Annotated in this window: 14 protein-coding genes and 1 tRNA gene; 9 read left to right on the plus strand and 6 right to left on the minus strand. The window is 63.7% G+C overall.

Translation table 11 applies throughout. The features are described 5' to 3' along the window. Positions 1-103 precede the first annotated feature (103 nt). From AC788_RS16420 to AC788_RS16435, 4 genes are all read right to left on the minus strand, one after another. Positions 104-179: transfer RNA gene (locus AC788_RS16420), tRNA-Phe, on the minus strand. A gap of 92 nt (positions 180-271) precedes the next feature. Continuing rightward, the gene (locus AC788_RS16425; protein WP_049861643.1) at positions 272-544 is read right to left on the minus strand and encodes an oxidative damage protection protein; all 273 of its coding nucleotides are present in this window, start codon (positions 542-544) and stop codon (positions 272-274) included. Continuing rightward, positions 544-1,608 (minus strand): A/G-specific adenine glycosylase, encoded by a 1,065-nt coding sequence (gene mutY / locus AC788_RS16430; RefSeq protein ID WP_049861644.1) that lies wholly within the window; start codon positions 1,606-1,608, stop codon positions 544-546. The genes AC788_RS16425 and mutY overlap by 1 nt, the downstream gene beginning before the upstream one ends. Then, positions 1,605-3,833, minus strand: coding sequence for an AsmA family protein (locus AC788_RS16435; RefSeq protein WP_049861645.1), 2,229 nt, complete (start codon positions 3,831-3,833; stop codon positions 1,605-1,607). Before AC788_RS16435 ends, mutY begins: the two co-directional genes overlap by 4 nt. 406 nt (positions 3,834-4,239) lie before the next feature. Here AC788_RS16435 and AC788_RS16440 point away from each other — a divergent pair, with 406 nt between their 5' ends. From AC788_RS16440 to trhA, 7 genes are all read left to right on the plus strand, one after another. After that, positions 4,240-5,898: an OFA family MFS transporter gene (locus tag AC788_RS16440; protein WP_049861646.1), complete on the plus strand. Its 1,659-nt coding sequence runs from the start codon at positions 4,240-4,242 to the stop codon at positions 5,896-5,898. Between the two features lie 202 nt (positions 5,899-6,100). Continuing rightward, complete coding sequence (gene hisB / locus AC788_RS16445; protein ID WP_043191647.1) at positions 6,101-6,694, plus strand: imidazoleglycerol-phosphate dehydratase HisB; 594 nt, start codon at positions 6,101-6,103, stop codon at positions 6,692-6,694. Then, the gene (gene hisH, locus AC788_RS16450; RefSeq protein WP_049861647.1) at positions 6,694-7,332 is read left to right on the plus strand and encodes an imidazole glycerol phosphate synthase subunit HisH; all 639 of its coding nucleotides are present in this window, start codon (positions 6,694-6,696) and stop codon (positions 7,330-7,332) included. The genes hisB and hisH overlap by 1 nt, the downstream gene beginning before the upstream one ends. Beyond that, entirely contained in the window at positions 7,332-7,589 is a 258-nt protein-coding gene (locus tag AC788_RS16455; RefSeq protein WP_049861648.1) for a DUF2164 domain-containing protein, read from the plus strand. Before hisH ends, AC788_RS16455 begins: the two co-directional genes overlap by 1 nt. A 42-nt stretch (positions 7,590-7,631) precedes the next feature. Beyond that, entirely contained in the window at positions 7,632-8,369 is a 738-nt protein-coding gene (gene hisA / locus AC788_RS16460) for a 1-(5-phosphoribosyl)-5-[(5-phosphoribosylamino)methylideneamino]imidazole-4-carboxamide isomerase (RefSeq protein ID WP_049861649.1), read from the plus strand. A gap of 92 nt (positions 8,370-8,461) precedes the next feature. Continuing rightward, complete coding sequence (gene hisF / locus AC788_RS16465) at positions 8,462-9,232, plus strand: imidazole glycerol phosphate synthase subunit HisF (protein WP_043191638.1); 771 nt, start codon at positions 8,462-8,464, stop codon at positions 9,230-9,232. 244 nt (positions 9,233-9,476) lie between these two features. After that, positions 9,477-10,094 carry a PAQR family membrane homeostasis protein TrhA gene (gene trhA / locus AC788_RS16470; RefSeq protein ID WP_049861650.1) on the plus strand — a complete coding sequence of 206 codons (618 nt, stop codon included), beginning with the start codon at positions 9,477-9,479 and terminating at the stop codon, positions 10,092-10,094. 3 nt (positions 10,095-10,097) lie between these two features. Here the strand turns inward: trhA and AC788_RS16475 are convergent, their stop codons facing one another. Both AC788_RS16475 and AC788_RS16480 read right to left on the minus strand, forming a co-directional pair. After that, positions 10,098-10,817 (minus strand): 16S rRNA (uracil(1498)-N(3))-methyltransferase, encoded by a 720-nt coding sequence (locus AC788_RS16475; protein WP_049861651.1) that lies wholly within the window; start codon positions 10,815-10,817, stop codon positions 10,098-10,100. Between the two features lie 159 nt (positions 10,818-10,976). Continuing rightward, positions 10,977-12,383 carry an adenosylmethionine--8-amino-7-oxononanoate transaminase gene (locus AC788_RS16480; protein WP_049861652.1) on the minus strand — a complete coding sequence of 469 codons (1,407 nt, stop codon included), beginning with the start codon at positions 12,381-12,383 and terminating at the stop codon, positions 10,977-10,979. Positions 12,384-12,572: 189 nt separating this feature from the next. Between AC788_RS16480 and AC788_RS16485 the strand changes: the two genes are divergently transcribed. Both AC788_RS16485 and AC788_RS16490 read left to right on the plus strand, forming a co-directional pair. Beyond that, positions 12,573-14,345, plus strand: a complete 1,773-nt coding sequence (locus AC788_RS16485) for a flavin monoamine oxidase family protein (RefSeq protein ID WP_049861653.1) — start codon at positions 12,573-12,575, stop codon at positions 14,343-14,345. Between the two features lie 195 nt (positions 14,346-14,540). Beyond that, on the plus strand, positions 14,541-15,092 hold the full coding sequence (locus AC788_RS16490) for a cytochrome b (RefSeq protein WP_049861654.1): 552 nt from the start codon (positions 14,541-14,543) through the stop codon (positions 15,090-15,092). Positions 15,093-15,121: the final 29 nt, after the last annotated feature.

The following is a 15,121-nucleotide window of genomic DNA, read 5'->3' on the forward strand; positions in this document are numbered from 1 at the left end:
ACGGGCTTTCACAAGGTGTGAAACGCCAGACAACAAAAAGCCCGCACTAGGCGGGCTCTCTGTGTGTTTTCAGGTACTGCATGCACCACCTGAAAACGAAAGGTGGTGCCCAGAGACGGAATCGAACCGCCGACACGGGGATTTTCAATCCCCTGCTCTACCGACTGAGCTATCTGGGCAACGGGGCGCATTAAACTGGTTTTTCGACGGGTCGTCAAGCGTGATGTCGAAAAAAATTTTAATTAATACCGTCGCTTACGATTTTGCTGGGTTATTCGGCGGGTGGCACGTAGCCGTCGGCCTTGGCGTATTCGTCGCCGGACAGGTACTTGTCCATCTCGCCCTGCAGGAATTTGCGGTCTTCGGCGTTCATCATGTTCAGGCGGCGCTCGTTGATCAGCAGCGTCTGGTGTTTCTGCCAGTCGCCCCAGGCTTGCTGGGAGACATGGTTATAGATGTCCTCGCCCTTGGCGCCGGGGTAGGGCGGGCGCTCAAGGCCGGGCAGTTCTTCTTTGTACTTGCGGCACATTACGGTGCGGGTCATTACAGATCTCCTGCGTTCAAGGCGTCGGCTGCGTGTTGCAGCAGCTTCTTCACCGGGGCTGCCAGGCCCAGGCGCGGCGGTGTGGCGAGGTTATACCAGAGCCAGTCGGCCTCGGCCACGTGGTGGGCGGTCTGCTCGACCTGCACCAGCCACGGGTCGATGGCCAGCTGGAAATGGCTGAAGGTGTGAGTCAGGGCGGGTAGCTGGCGCCGGCCGAGCAGATGCAGCGCGTGCTGGTCGGCGAGGTGGTCGAGGTCGTTCAGGTCGTCGAGCTGGGGAAGGCTCCACAGGCCGCCCCACAGGCCGCTGGAAGGCCTGCGGTAAAGCAGGATGGCGCCTTCGCGGTTGGCGAGCAGAGGCATCAACGTTGCGCGTTGCGGAACGGCCTTGCGCGGCTTGGGCACCGGGTAGCGGATTTCCAGGCCGAGCATGTGCGCTTCACAGCTTTTTTCCAGTGGGCAGAGCAGGCAGCTGGGCTTGCTGCGGGTGCACAGGGTAGCGCCCAGGTCCATCATCGCCTGGGTGTAGTGGTTCACTCGAGTCTGCGGGGTCAGGCGCTCGGCGGTGGTCCACAGCGCCTTGGCCACCTTGGGCTCGCCTGGATAGCCTTCCTGCGCCGTGTAGCGGGCGAGCACGCGCTTGACGTTGCCGTCGAGGATCGGCGCGCGCAGGCCCATGCTGATGCTGGCGATCGCCCCGGCCGTGGACAGGCCGATGCCGGGCAGTTCGAACAGTTTCTCCACGTCGCGGGGAAACTCGCCGCCGTGCTCGGCCATCACGATCCTGGCGGTTTTCTGCAGGTTGCGGGCGCGGGTGTAGTAGCCCAGCCCGGTCCACAGGTGCAGCACTTCGTCTTCCGGCGCCTCGGCCAGCGCCTGCACGGTGGGCAGCGCTGCCATGAAGCGATCGAAGTAGTTCAGCACCGTGCTGACCTGGGTTTGCTGCAGCATGATTTCCGAGACCCACACCCGATACGGGTTGATGTCCTGCTGCCACGGCAAATCATGCCGGCCGTTGCGGTCGTACCATTCCAGCACGGCGCTGGAAAACTGCTCGGGACTCATCGGTTGAACAGACCTCGCAACGCGTCTTTGAGTTTGGGGTCGACCTTGTCGCCCAGTTTTTCTTCGAGCTTCTCGTCGATCTTGTCGCGAATACGGTCGCCGGCCAGCTTGGCAGCCACCTGGCCCAGGCCGTCACGGTCGATGCGGCAGGCCTTGGCGCCCATCTCCAGCGGGCCACGGCAGCGTAGCGGCAGTTCCACGCCGACGAAACGCTCGCCCACCTGGCAGGCCGGATCGGCGCTGGTGCCCTGTTCGCCTTCCACCACCACGCCCACGCGGTAGTCCATGCCCAGTACGCGCAGATCGACGTCGCCGTCGCCTTTGACGGTCAGGCCGGGAATACGCACGAGCAGGTCCTGGTTGCTGGCCACGCCATTGCGGAACACCAGGCTGCCCTTGAGCTCCTTGAACGGTGTGTCCTTGCCACGCGGTTCGCCGTTGAGGGTCTTGCGGTTGAGCACCGAGATGCCGCGGCAGATCTGCTGCTCCAGGTTGGCGTTGACCAGTACGCCGTCGTTGAGGACGAAGCTGGCGGTGCCGTTGAGCGATTCGACCAGCGCTTTCTGGCTGTTGCCCGAGCCGCTCAGGTTGCTGTTGAGGTTCAACAGGCCCCTGACCGGCGGGTTGGCGTTCTGCGATTTGATGAAGTTTTCCACAGGCACCTTGTCGATGCGCGTCTGCAACGCCAGCAGCGGCGTTTCCGGACGCACGTCCAGGGTGCCCTGGGTGGTGAAGGTGCCGTTGTAGAGGCCACCGGCCAGGGTTTGCAAGGTCAGCATGCCGCCCTGGCCCTGGGCCTTGAGGGTGGCGTTGCGCACCGGCAGGCCCTTGAGGGTCAGTTGGCCGATGGCGAGGTCGGCTTGTACGTCCAGAGCTCGCAGGCGCTCGACGGGCAGCAGGCGATCGTCGCTCCAGGCGCCGCGGGTTGGCGCGTCGGGCAGCGGCGATTCACCGGATGCCACGGCGGCCGCTTCGCTGTTCTGCACCTCGGCCTGGCGAGCCGCGCTGGCGTTGGCGGCCTTTTCGGTCTTGGCCGGCAGGTAGCGGTCGGCGTTGAAGGTGTCGCCCTTGAGCTGCAGGCGCAGTGCCTGGCGGGCGAAATCTTCCACGGCGATGCGGCCGGTGAAGGTGCTCTCGTCCAGTTTCAGCGTCAGGTCTTCCAGGCCCAGGCTGTCGCGGGTGCCCTGCAGCCGGCTAACCAGTTCGAACTTGCCGAGGCTGCCCGGGGCCATCGCTGGCAGCGGTTGGCCGATGCTGTCGAAGAAGGCACGCAGATCTAGCTCGGCAATCGACAGGCCGCCGGTGAGCTGAGGCTCGCTGTCCAGATTGCGCACGCGCAGTTCGCCCAGCGCACGCATCTGGTTGGCGGCCAGCTTGAGGCCGGTCCATTCGGCGATGTTGGCGGACTGGTCCAGCAGCAACTGCCCCTGGGCGCTGAAGGTGACCGTCTTGCCTTGCAGCGGATCGCCCGAGGCCTCACCGCTCAGGCGCATGTCCTCGAGCTGGTAGCGCTTGAGCACGCGGTCGAAGCGAAGCTCGCCGGCCAGTTCGGTACGGGCCCGCACCACGGGCTGGTTGGTGCCCAGGAACGCGGTCAGTTTCAGCGGGATGTCGGCGCCTTCGTGCACAGCGCCGGTGCTGAGCTGGATGCTCTCGGCGGTGTACATGCGGCCGGTGCGCGCGTCGTGGTACTGCACGCGGGCGTTGTTCACGGTGAGGCTGTCGATGTCCAGCTTGACCGGGCGCGACGGTGCCTGGGGCTTGCCGGGTTCGGTGACTGCCGGGGCGTTCGGGTCGTTGGGGTCTGCCGTGGTGGTGGGCAGGGGCTTGCCGATGTCTTCCCAGTTGCCGTGGCCGTTGGCGTCACGCTCCAGGGACAGGTTCAAGCCCTCGACCCGCACGTCGCTCATCTGCACTTCCTTGCGCAGTAGCGGCAGCACGCGCACCGAAAGGCCGAGCATCTGCAGGTCGGCGAAAGGCGTCTTGGGGTTGGCGAGCGTGGCCACGCTGGCGTCGTGCAGTTCCAGACCCAGCCATGGGAACAGGCTCCAGCCGATGTCCCCGTTGAGGGTCAGCTCGACGTGAGCCCTGTCCCGTGCCAGTTGGCGAATCTCGTCCTTGTAGTCGTTGGGGTCGAAGAGGTGGGTGAGGGCGAAACCCAGGGCCACCAGAATCAACAACAGACCGAGAATGCACAGGCCGAGGATTTTGCCGAACGCTTTCATGGGCGAGTCCTTTAGTCCGAAATTTGGAAGTTAGCGGGAGAGTATAACGTTGTGCGTCTGGTGATGTGGGCGGTCTGTCGGTGCCGTTGCATCGGGCGTTCGCCGCTGCCTTGCGAGGGCGTCGCGAGCGCTTTGGCGCGCAGGTTTCGGCGATCCGGAGGAAATCCTCGGGACCGTTCGGAAGGTTTTGCCAACCATCCGGCAGATCATTGAAATAAAGGGATAGCAGTTTGCTTCCATTGGTTACATCTGGTGGTAATCTTCTCGCCTTCGACTGTCCGCTGCGACTTTATGTCGCGATTTGCCAAATGCTGCCGATAAAACAATCGATCGCCAACGTGCATGAAGGATGTGGGCGCATTTGTGTGCAGACAGCTGAACTACAAAAATCAACGGGGGTTACGAAATGAGCAGTAGTCTTTCGGGCGGCGGCGTGGGTGCCCAGCCAGGATTTCTGTCCAAGGAGCGGATCATCGCCAAGCCTGGCTTCAACCGCTGGCTGGTTCCACCAGCCGCGTTGGCCATTCACTTGTGCATCGGCATGGCGTACGGTTTCTCGGTGTTCTGGTTGCCGCTGTCCAAGGCAATCGGCATCACCGCACCAGTGGCGTGCGCGCCCGACCTGAGTTTTTTCAGCCAAGTGTTCTCATCGTCCTGTGACTGGTCGGTGTCGATGCTGAGCTGGATCTACACCCTGTTCTTCATTTTCCTGGGCTGCTCGGCAGCCATCTGGGGTGGCTGGCTGGAACACGCCGGGCCGCGCAAGGCCGGTGTCGTGTCGGCTCTGTGCTGGTGCGGTGGTCTGGTCATTTCCGCGTTGGGTATCTACACCCACCAGATCTGGCTGATGTGGTTGGGCTCGGGCGTGATCGGCGGTATCGGCCTGGGGCTGGGCTACATTTCCCCCGTATCGACCCTGATCAAGTGGTTCCCGGACAAGCGCGGCATGGCCACCGGCATGGCGATCATGGGCTTCGGCGGCGGTGCCATGGTTGGCGCCCCTCTGGCCGCTGCCTTGATGGGCCATTTCGCATCCCCTACCAGCGTTGGCGTGTGGCAAAGCTTCCTGGTGATGGCGGCGATCTACTTCGTCTTCATGATCGGCGGCGCGCTGTCGTACCGCGTCCCACCGACCGGTTGGAAGCCTGAAGGCTATGTTCCTTCGGCGAAGAAGGCCAAGGGCATGATCACCAACCGCCACGTGCACGTTAACGTGGCCTGGAAGACCCCTCAGTTCGCACTGGTCTGGCTGGTGCTGTGCCTCAACGTTTCCGCCGGTATCGGCATTCTGGGCATGGCTTCGCCACTGCTGCAGGAAGTGTTCGGCGGCAAGCTGCTGGGCGTGGACCTGGCGTTCAACCAGCTGGACTCGGCGCAACTGGCGCAGATCGCTGCCATTGCAGCGGGCTTCACCGGCCTGCTCAGCCTGTTCAACATCGGTGGCCGGTTCTTCTGGGCTTCGTTCTCCGACTATATCGGCCGCAAGGTGACCTACTTCGTGTTCTTCGCCCTGGGCGTGGCGCTGTATGCCTCGGTACCGACCCTGGGTCATTCGGGCAACATCGCGCTGTTCGTGGCGGCGTTCTGCATCGTGTTGTCGATGTACGGCGGCGGTTTCGCCACCGTGCCGGCCTACCTGGCCGACCTGTTCGGGACGCAGATGGTCGGCGCCATTCACGGTCGCCTGTTGACCGCCTGGGCCGTGGCCGGCGTGTTGGGCCCGGTGCTGGTGACCAACCTGCGTGACTACCAGCTGGCCCACGGCGTGGCCCGTGCGGCGGTGTACGACACCACGTTGTATATCCTCTCCGGCCTGCTGGTGCTGGGTTTCATCTGCAACGCGCTGGTACGTCCGGTGGCCGACAAGTACTTCATGACCGATGCCGAGCTCAAGGCCGAGCAGGCGCTGGGCCATGACAAGGGCACCGATGGCACCACCGTGCTGGAGTGGAAGGCCAATCCTGCGTCCAAGCCTCTGGCTGTCGCGGCCTGGCTGGCCGTGGGCATTCCGTTGGCGTGGGGCGTGTGGGTGACCCTGCAGAAGACGGCGGTGCTGTTTCATTGATGTAGACGTTTGAATCGGTGGTGCGGCCTTCGCGGGCAGAGCCCGCTCCCACACGGTGTACGTGGGAGCGGGGCGGGCGGCTGAGCCCTCTGCCTGCGAAGGCCGCACCGCCAATCCCCCTCTGAACCTCTTCTGTTCCTGTTTCCCGCCCGCGTGCCTATAATGATCACCTTTTTCGCCCAACGATTTTGCGGAGCTGGTGATGGCCGAACGTATCGCGTTCGTCGAGCGCAACACTCTGGAAACCCAGATCAAAGCCTCGATCAACCTGGATGGCACCGGAAAGGCCCGATTCGATATCGGCGTTCCTTTTCTTGAGCACATGCTTGACCAGATCGCCCGGCACGGGCTGATCGACCTGGACATCGAGTGCAAGGGCGACCTGCACATCGACGACCACCACACCGTGGAGGACGTCGGCATCACCCTGGGCCAGGCGTTCGCCAAGGCCATCGGCGACAAAAAGGGCATCTTTCGCTACGGCCATGCCTACGTCCCGCTGGACGAAGCGCTGTCGCGCGTGGTCATCGACTTCTCCGGCCGCCCCGGCCTGCAGATGCACGTGCCCTATACCCGCGCCACCGTAGGCGGCTTCGACGTCGACCTGTTCCAGGAATTCTTCCAGGGCTTCGTCAACCACGCCAATGTCTCCCTGCACATCGACAACCTGCGTGGGCACAACACCCATCACCAGATCGAAACCGTGTTCAAGGCCTTCGGCCGCGCCCTGCGCATGGCCGTCGCCGTCGACGAACGCATGGCCGGTCAGATGCCGTCGACCAAGGGCGTGCTCTGATGCAGACCGTCGCGGTAATCGACTATGGCATGGGCAACCTGCACTCCGTGGCCAAGGCCTTGGAGCACGTGGGTGCCGGCAAGGTGCTGATCACCAGTGACGCCAACGTCATTCGCGAAGCCGACCGCGTGGTTTTCCCCGGTGTCGGCGCGATCCGCGATTGCATGGCCGAGATCCGCCGCCTGGGCTTCGATGCGCTGGTGCGCGAAGTCAGTCGGGACCGGCCGTTTCTGGGGATCTGCGTCGGCATGCAGGCGCTGATGGAGCACAGCGAGGAAAACGCCGGCGTCGACTGCATCGGCGTGTTTCCCGGCAAGGTGCGCTTCTTCGGCAAGGACCTGCACGAAGACGGCGAACACCTGAAAGTCCCGCACATGGGCTGGAACGAAGTGCAGCAGGCGGTGGACCACCCGCTGTGGCACGACATCCCCGACCTGGCGCGCTTCTACTTCGTGCACAGCTACTACATCGAGGCCGGCAAGCCGGGCCAGGTGGTAGGGCGCGGCCATTACGGTCGCGACTTCGCTGCGGCACTGGCCGAAGGTTCGCGTTTCGCCGTGCAGTTCCACCCCGAGAAAAGCCATACCCATGGCCTGCAGCTGCTGCAGAACTTCGCAGCCTGGGATGGACGCTGGTAATGGCCAAGGCCAGCAAGCCGCCCATTCTGACCCTGACGCCGGAGCAGGAAAGCGAAGCGGCCGACAAGATCAAGCGGTTCATGCGCGACCGCTTCGACCTGGACCTGGGTTCGTTCGAGGCCCTCGAGGTGCTCGAGCTGTTCACCCGCGAAATGGCTCCACACTATTACAACAGGGCGATTTTCGATGTGCAGGCGCACCTCAGCGAGAGGTTCGAAAGCATCGAGAGCGACCTGTGGGCGCTCGAGAAGAACTGACTTCCGAGCATCGCCGTTCACCGACCCCGAAGGTTTTTGCAGATGCTGATTATCCCCGCTATCGATCTTAAAGACGGTGCCTGCGTGCGCCTGCGCCAGGGCCGCATGGAAGATTCCACGGTGTTCTCGGACGATCCGGTGAGCATGGCGGCCAAGTGGGTCGAAGGCGGCTGCCGTCGCCTGCACCTGGTCGATCTCAACGGTGCGTTCGAAGGCCAGCCAGTGAATGGCGAGGTGGTCACCGCGATCGCCAAGCGCTACCCGCACCTGCCGATCCAGATCGGCGGCGGCATCCGTTCGCTGGAAACCATCGAGCACTACGTCAAGGCCGGCGTGAGCTACGTGATCATCGGTACCAAGGCGGTCAAGCAGCCCGAGTTCGTCGCCGAGGCCTGCCGTGCGTTCCCCGGCAAGGTCATCGTCGGCCTGGACGCCAAGGACGGCTTCGTCGCCACCGACGGCTGGGCGGAAGTGAGTACGGTGCAGGTCATCGACCTGGCCAAGCGCTTCGAGGCCGACGGCGTGTCGGCGATCGTCTACACCGACATCGCCAAGGACGGCATGATGCAGGGCTGCAACGTGCCCTTCACCGCTGCCCTGGCGGCCGCGACCAGGATCCCGGTGATCGCTTCTGGCGGTATCCACAACCTGGGCGACATCCGTGCCCTGCTGGACGCCAAGGCCCCGGGCATCATCGGTGCCATCACTGGCCGGGCTATCTACGAAGGCACCCTGGACGTCGCCGAGGCCCAGGCTTTTTGCGATTCGTACAACGCGTAATGGCTAAACGCGGCCCGCGCCCCGGCTCCCTGTAGCAGCGGCGCAAGCCGCGTCCGCCGGCACCTTGCTCCCAATCCGATCGGAGAACCCCCATGGCCCTGGCCAAACGCATCATCCCTTGCCTGGACGTGGACAACGGCCGCGTGGTCAAGGGCGTCAAGTTCGAGAACATCCGCGACGCCGGTGACCCGGTCGAGATCGCCCGGCGCTACGACGAGCAGGGCGCCGACGAGATCACCTTTCTCGACATCACCGCCAGTGTCGACGGCCGTGACACCACACTGCACACCGTGGAGCGCATGGCCAGCCAGGTGTTCATCCCTCTGACCGTAGGCGGCGGCGTGCGCACGGTGGCGGACATCCGTAACCTGCTCAATGCCGGTGCCGACAAGGTCTCGATCAACACGGCGGCGGTGTTCAACCCCGAGTTCGTCGGCGAAGCGGCCTCGCGCTTTGGCTCACAGTGCATCGTGGTGGCCATCGACGCGAAGAAGGTGTCCGGGCCGGGCGAAGAGCCGCGTTGGGAAATCTTCACCCACGGTGGTCGCAAACCGACCGGGCTGGACGCCGTGCAATGGGCGCAGAAGATGGAAGGCCTGGGAGCCGGTGAGATCCTGCTGACCAGCATGGATCAGGACGGCATGAAGAATGGCTTCGACCTGGGCGTGACCCGCGCCATCAGCGATGCGCTGGGCATTCCGGTGATCGCCTCCGGTGGGGTGGGCAACCTGCAGCACCTGGCCGATGGCGTGATCCAGGGCGGCGCGAGCGCGGTGCTGGCCGCCAGTATCTTCCACTTCGGCGAATACACCGTACCCGAAGCCAAGGCCTTCATGGCCAAGCAAGGCATCGTCGTCCGCTGACCCTGTAGCTGCGGCGCGAACCGCATCAAACGTCACCGCGTTGCGCCAATTCCAACGCGGTGCCCGCCGACGCGGCTCGCGCCGCTGCTACAGGAAATCGCAGTGCCTGTAACCGCATTCTGAGTCACCGCAACCCCCGTAGCAGCGGCGCAAGCCGCGTCGGCGGGCGCCGCGGTAGGCCTGACGCAACGCATTGAGGCCTGACGCGGCTTGCGCCGCTGCTACGGGGAGCAAGGAGTTGTGTATGTACCATGGCGAACGAATGAACGCCTGGACCCATCTGGTGGGCGCCGTGCTAGCGGCGGTCGGTGCTGTCTGGCTGCTGCTTCTGGCGGCGTTTGGAGGTGACCCCTGGAAGATCGTCAGCGTGTGCATCTACGGCGCTACGCTGATCGTGCTCTACAGCGTGTCCACGATCTACCACAGCGTGCGTGGGCGCCGCAAAGCGATCATGCAGAAGCTCGATCACCTGTCGATCTACCTGCTGATCGCCGGCAGCTATACGCCGTTCTGTCTGGTGACCCTGCGCGGGCCCTGGGGCTGGAGCCTGTTCGGCGTGGTCTGGGGGCTGGCGGTGCTGGGCATGTTGCAGGAGATCAAGCCTCGCTCCGAGGCCCGCCTGCTGTCCATCGTCATCTACGCGGTGATGGGCTGGATCGTGCTGGTCGCGGTCCAGCCGCTGCTGCACCTGCTCGGGCCAGCTGGATTCGCCCTGTTGGCCGCTGGCGGTGTGCTGTACACCGTGGGCATCATCTTCTTCGCGCTGGACAAGCGTCTGCGCCACGCCCACGGTATCTGGCACCTGTTCGTGATCGCGGGCAGCGTGCTGCACTTCATCGCGATCTTTTTCTACGTCCTCTGAAGCCTAGAAATCCCCCCACAGCTGCTGGGCCACCGCCAGGGCGACCACCGGCGCGGTTTCGGTGCGCAGCACGCGGGGACCGAGGCGGGCAGCGTGAAAGCCGCCGGCCTTGGCCTGCTCGACTTCGGCATCGCTGAGGCCACCTTCGGGCCCGATCAGGAACGCCAGGCTGGCAGGCTTGGTGTGGCTGAGCAGCGGCTCTGCGACAGGGTGCAGCACCAGCTTGAGCTCAGCGTTGCTCGCGGCAACCCAGTCGGCCAACACCTGCGGCGAATGAATGACCGGCACGCTGGAGCGACCACATTGCTCGCAGGCGCTGATGGCCACCTGTCGCCAGTGGGCCAGGCGCTTGTCGGCGCGCTCGTCCTTTAGGCGGACCTCGCAGCGTTCGCTCACCAGCGGTGTGATCTCGCTCACGCCCAGTTCGGTGGCCTTCTGGATCGCCCAATCCATTCGCTCGCCACGGGACAAGCCCTGGCCCAGATGGATGGCCAGCGGCGAGTCGGGTTGGCCGGTGAACTGTTCGTCGAGGGTGACGCTGACGCGTTTCTTGCCCACTTCCAGCAAGGTGCCCAGGAATTCCTGACCGCTGCCGTCGAACAGCTGGACCTTGTCGCCGGTGGCCATGCGCAGCACGCGGCCGATGTAGTGGGCCTGGGCTTCGGGGAGTTCGTGTTCGCCCAGGCTCAGGGGGGCGTCGATGAAAAAGCGGGACAGTCGCATGGGGGGTGTCTCTGATGATTTTGTGGTGTTTATTCTGCCCTCTTCGCGGGCAGAGGGCTCGCCGCTCGCCCCGCTCCCACAGGAAGTTTCGGTCGCTCATGCGGTCCTTGTGGGAGCGGGCTGTGCCCGCGAAGAGGCCGGTACAGGCACTGAACACCCTCAACCCGGATCGCGAAACCCAGGATGGAAATCTTCGGCCACCTGCACGCTCACGCTGCTGCGCGTGGCGATATCGATTCCCTCGCTGGCCACCTCGGCCAGGAAGTCGATCTGCTCCGGCGTGATCACATAGGGCGGCAGGAAATACACCACGCTGCCCAGCGGCCGCAGTAACGCTCCACGTTCCAGGGCGTGGTTGAACACCTTGAGTCCGCGTCGCTCCTGCCAGGGATAGGCGGTCTTGCTGGCCTTGTCCTGGACCATTTCGATGGCCAGGACCATGCCGGTCTGACGCACCTCGGCCACGTGGGCATGGTCGGCCAGGTGCGCGGTGGCAGTGGCCATGCGCTGGGCCAGGGCGCGGTTGTTCTCGATGACGTTGTCCTGCTCGAAGATGTCCAGCGTGGCCAGAGCCGCAGCACAGGCCAGCGGGTTGCCGGTGTAGCTGTGCGAATGCAGGAAGGCACGCAGGGTCGGGTAATCGTCGTAGAACGCGCTGTAGACGTCATCGGTGGTCACGCAGGCCGCCAGCGGCAGGTAGCCACCGGTCAGCGCCTTGGACAGGCACAGGAAATCAGGACGGATGCCGGCCTGCTCGCAGGCGAACATCGTCCCGGTGCGACCGAAGCCCACGGCGATCTCGTCGTGGATCAGGTGCACGCCGTAGCGGTCGCACGCCTCGCGCAACAGATTGAGGTACACCGGGTGATACATGCGCATGCCGCCCGCGCCCTGAATCAACGGCTCGATGATCACGGCGGCCACGCTTTCATGGTGCTCGGCCAGGGTCTGTTCCATGGCCTGGAAGAGGGTGCGCGAGTGTTCTTCCCAGCTCACCCCTTCGGGCCGCAGGTAGCAGTCAGGGCTGGGGACTTTCAGGGTATCGAGCAGCAGCGCCTTGTAGGTCTCGGTGAACAACGGCACGTCACCGACCGACATCGCGGCGATGGTTTCGCCGTGGTAGCTGTTGGTCAGGGTGACGAAGCGCTTCTTGTTCGGCTGACCGCGGTTGACCCAGTAGTGAAAGCTCATCTTCAGCGCGACTTCGATGCACGAAGAGCCGTTGTCGGCGTAGAAGCAGCGAGTCAGCCCTTCGGGCGTCATCTTGACCAGACGCTCCGACAGCTCGATCACCGGCTGATGGCTGAAACCGGCCAGGATCACGTGTTCCAGCTGATCGACCTGATCCTTGATGCGTTGATTGATGCGCGGGTTGGCATGCCCGAAGACATTGACCCACCAGGAGCTGACCGCGTCCAGGTAGCGCTTGCCCTCGAAGTCCTCCAGCCACACGCCTTCGCCGCGTTTGATCGGGATCAGCGGCAGCCGCTCGTGGTCTTTCATCTGGGTGCAGGGGTGCCACAAGACCTCGAGGTCTCGTTTCATCCACTGGTCGTTGAGTCCCATCTTTCTCTCCCGCGGCAACACGCTTGGCAAACAGTCGCGCAAGCCTATGCAATGAGGCCTCGGCTAACAACCCAAACATGCTCGATGGCGACACTGGCGGGCACTATGCCGCTGGCGTATGCTGCGCGGCAATTTGCCACTGCCGGGGCTCGATCCGGCCATTTCGCTTGCTCTGCCGGAGTTCTCTGCATGTCTGCTGGTTGGTTGCGCGCCTGGGCGCTGATAGTAGTAGGGCTGTTCAGCGCGCAGGCGTTGGGCAATGACAAGGCACAGACGGCGATCGTCGTCGGCGGCGGTCTGGCGGGGCTGACAGCCGCCTACGAGCTGCAGGCCAAGGGCTGGCAAGTCACCTTGCTGGAAGCACGACCCAGCCTCGGCGGCCGCTCGGGTCTGGCCACCAGCGAATGGATCGGCGGCAGCAAGGTCCAGCCGGTGCTCAATGGTTACGTGAACACCTTCAAGCTGGCCACCCAGCCGGCGCCGGAATTCGTCCGCAACCCTGGCTACCTGATCGACGGCGAATACTTCACCGCTGCCGACCTGGCCACCAAGCAGCCAGCGACTGCGGAAGCCCTCAAGCGCTACGAGAAAACCCTGGATGACCTCGCCCGCTCGGTCAAGGATCCGGAAAACCCCGGCGCGACCAGCACCCTGTTCGCCCTGGACCAGATCAACGTGTCCAACTGGCTGGATCGCCTGCAACTGCCCCCTACGGCACGGCAACTGATCAACCAGAAGATTCGTACTCGCTACGACGAACCGTCGCGTCTGTCACTGCTGTATTTCGCCCAGCAGAACCGGGTCTATCAGGACATCGACGACCGTGATCTGCGCGCCTCGCGCCTGATCGGTGGCAGCCCGGTGCTGGCGCAGGCGTTCGTCAAGCAGATCAAGACCATCAAGACCGATTCACCGGTGTCGGCCATCAGCCAGGACAAGGACGGCGTGACCGTCAAAGTGGGCGCCGTGGGCTACCAGGCCAGCTACGTGGTCCTGGCCGTCCCTCTGCGCGCATTGGGCAAGATCGCCTTCACCCCTGCACTGGACAACCGCCAGCTGGCGGCAATCAAGGGCACCAACTATGGCTGGCGTGACCAACTGCTGCTCAAATTCAAGACGCCGGTGTGGGACAGCAAGGCGCGGATGTCCGGCGAGATCTACAGCAACACCGGGCTGGGCATGTTGTGGATCGAGCCAGCCTTGAAGGGTGGCGCCAATGTGGTGATCAACCTGTCCGGTGACAACGCCCGCCTGCTGCAGGCCTTTGGCGACAAGCAGATGGTCGACCAGGTATTGATCCGCCTGCACGCGTTCTACCCACAGGCACGCGGTGCCTACACCGGCTACGAGATCCGTCGCTACAGCACCGATCCTTCGTATGGCGGCGCGTACCTGGCCTACGGACCGGGGCAGATCAGCAAGTTCTGGAAGGTCTGGGAGAAGCCTCAGCAGCGCATCGCCTTCGCGGGCGAACACACCGACTCGCTGTACCCCGGCACGCTGGAAGGCGCGCTGCGCAGCGGTCAGCGTGCTGCCGGCCAAGTGGTTGATCTGGCGGCAGGCAAGTCCTTCGAACCGGTCAAGGTCGCCCCGCCTGCAGCAGCGCCGGTCAAGGCTGCCGAGAGCAAGCCTGGGTTCTTCTCCAAGTGGTTCGGCGGCGGCGAGACGCCAGCGGCCAAGCCCGTCGAGCCTGCACCTGCGCCAGTACCGGCGCCTGCACCTGCTCCCGTTCCAGCGCCCACGCCTGCACCTGTTCCGGTGCCCGCCGTCGTGCCCGCGCCCGCACCGGTCAAGGCGGAGCCTGCGAAGAAAGCCGCGCCGGTGAAGAAGGTGGAAACGAAAAAACCGGAGCCCAAGAAGGCGGAAACCAAGAAGCCTGTGGTCAAAAAGCCAGCCGAAGCGAAAAAACCGGTTGAATCCAAAAACAAGGTTGAAGTAACCAAACCTACAGTGCAGCCGTAGGTTTCGCACCGCAGCCGTCGGCCTTTTCACGGGTCGGCGGCGCCTTTACGCGTATAAAACCGCGTGCCTGGCCTCATAGCAGTCCGCTTAATACTGTCTTAATCAACTTTATCGATATTTCAAAGCGAGATTTTCCGCTTTAATCCGATAGATAAGTCAGTCATCTTGAGCGCAGTTCTTACAAGGTCCAGGCACATGCAACTACGTAATTCCACTTCACGCTATGGCTGGGTCAGCATCGTCCTGCACTGGGGCGTCGCGCTGACCGTATTCGGGCTTTTCGCTCTTGGGTTGTGGATGGTGGGCCTGGGTTACTACGACCCATGGCGCAAGGCCGGCCCTGACCTGCACAAGAGCATCGGCCTAGTGCTGTTCTTCTTCATGCTTGTGCGCGTGGTCTGGCGCTTCATCAGCCCACCCCCGCCGCCCACACCCAACCAGGGCAAGCTGACCCGCACGGCGGCTCATCTGGGGCACCTGTTCCTCTATGCGGACCTGTTCCTGGTGATGAGCGCCGGCTACCTGATCTCGACCGCAGACGGGGTAGGCATTCCGGTTTTCGGGCTGTTCGAAATACCGGCGCTGGTCAGCGGCCTGCCCAATCAGGCGGAAACCGCCGGTACCGTGCATTTCTACCTGGCGTGGGTACTGGTGATATTCGCCGTACTGCACGGCTTGGCTGCATTGAAACACCACTTCATCGATCGTGATGCAACCCTCATCCGTATGCTGGGTCGCAAAGCTTGACTGCCGTACCTATCAAACTTCAAGAGGAA

The organism is Pseudomonas sp. RIT-PI-a (genome assembly GCF_001187875.1).
GTDB lineage: Bacteria > Pseudomonadota > Gammaproteobacteria > Pseudomonadales > Pseudomonadaceae > Aquipseudomonas > Aquipseudomonas coleopterorum.

Excerpts from the sequence above, each read along its gene's own strand:
- AC788_RS16425 (WP_049861643.1), bottom strand. The coding sequence starts at position 544 with ATGACCCGCACCGTAATGTGCCGCAAGTACAAAGAAGAACTGCCCGGC.
- mutY (WP_049861644.1), bottom strand. The coding sequence starts at position 1,608 with ATGAGTCCCGAGCAGTTTTCCAGCGCCGTGCTGGAATGGTACGACCGC.
- AC788_RS16435 (WP_049861645.1), bottom strand. The coding sequence starts at position 3,833 with ATGAAAGCGTTCGGCAAAATCCTCGGCCTGTGCATTCTCGGTCTGTTG.
- AC788_RS16440 (WP_049861646.1), top strand. The coding sequence starts at position 4,240 with ATGAGCAGTAGTCTTTCGGGCGGCGGCGTGGGTGCCCAGCCAGGATTT.
- hisB (WP_043191647.1), top strand. The coding sequence starts at position 6,101 with ATGGCCGAACGTATCGCGTTCGTCGAGCGCAACACTCTGGAAACCCAG.
- hisH (WP_049861647.1), top strand. The coding sequence starts at position 6,694 with ATGCAGACCGTCGCGGTAATCGACTATGGCATGGGCAACCTGCACTCC.
- AC788_RS16455 (WP_049861648.1), top strand. The coding sequence starts at position 7,332 with ATGGCCAAGGCCAGCAAGCCGCCCATTCTGACCCTGACGCCGGAGCAG.
- hisA (WP_049861649.1), top strand. The coding sequence starts at position 7,632 with ATGCTGATTATCCCCGCTATCGATCTTAAAGACGGTGCCTGCGTGCGC.
- hisF (WP_043191638.1), top strand. The coding sequence starts at position 8,462 with ATGGCCCTGGCCAAACGCATCATCCCTTGCCTGGACGTGGACAACGGC.
- trhA (WP_049861650.1), top strand. The coding sequence starts at position 9,477 with ATGTACCATGGCGAACGAATGAACGCCTGGACCCATCTGGTGGGCGCC.
- AC788_RS16475 (WP_049861651.1), bottom strand. The coding sequence starts at position 10,817 with ATGCGACTGTCCCGCTTTTTCATCGACGCCCCCCTGAGCCTGGGCGAA.
- AC788_RS16480 (WP_049861652.1), bottom strand. The coding sequence starts at position 12,383 with ATGGGACTCAACGACCAGTGGATGAAACGAGACCTCGAGGTCTTGTGG.
- AC788_RS16485 (WP_049861653.1), top strand. The coding sequence starts at position 12,573 with ATGTCTGCTGGTTGGTTGCGCGCCTGGGCGCTGATAGTAGTAGGGCTG.
- AC788_RS16490 (WP_049861654.1), top strand. The coding sequence starts at position 14,541 with ATGCAACTACGTAATTCCACTTCACGCTATGGCTGGGTCAGCATCGTC.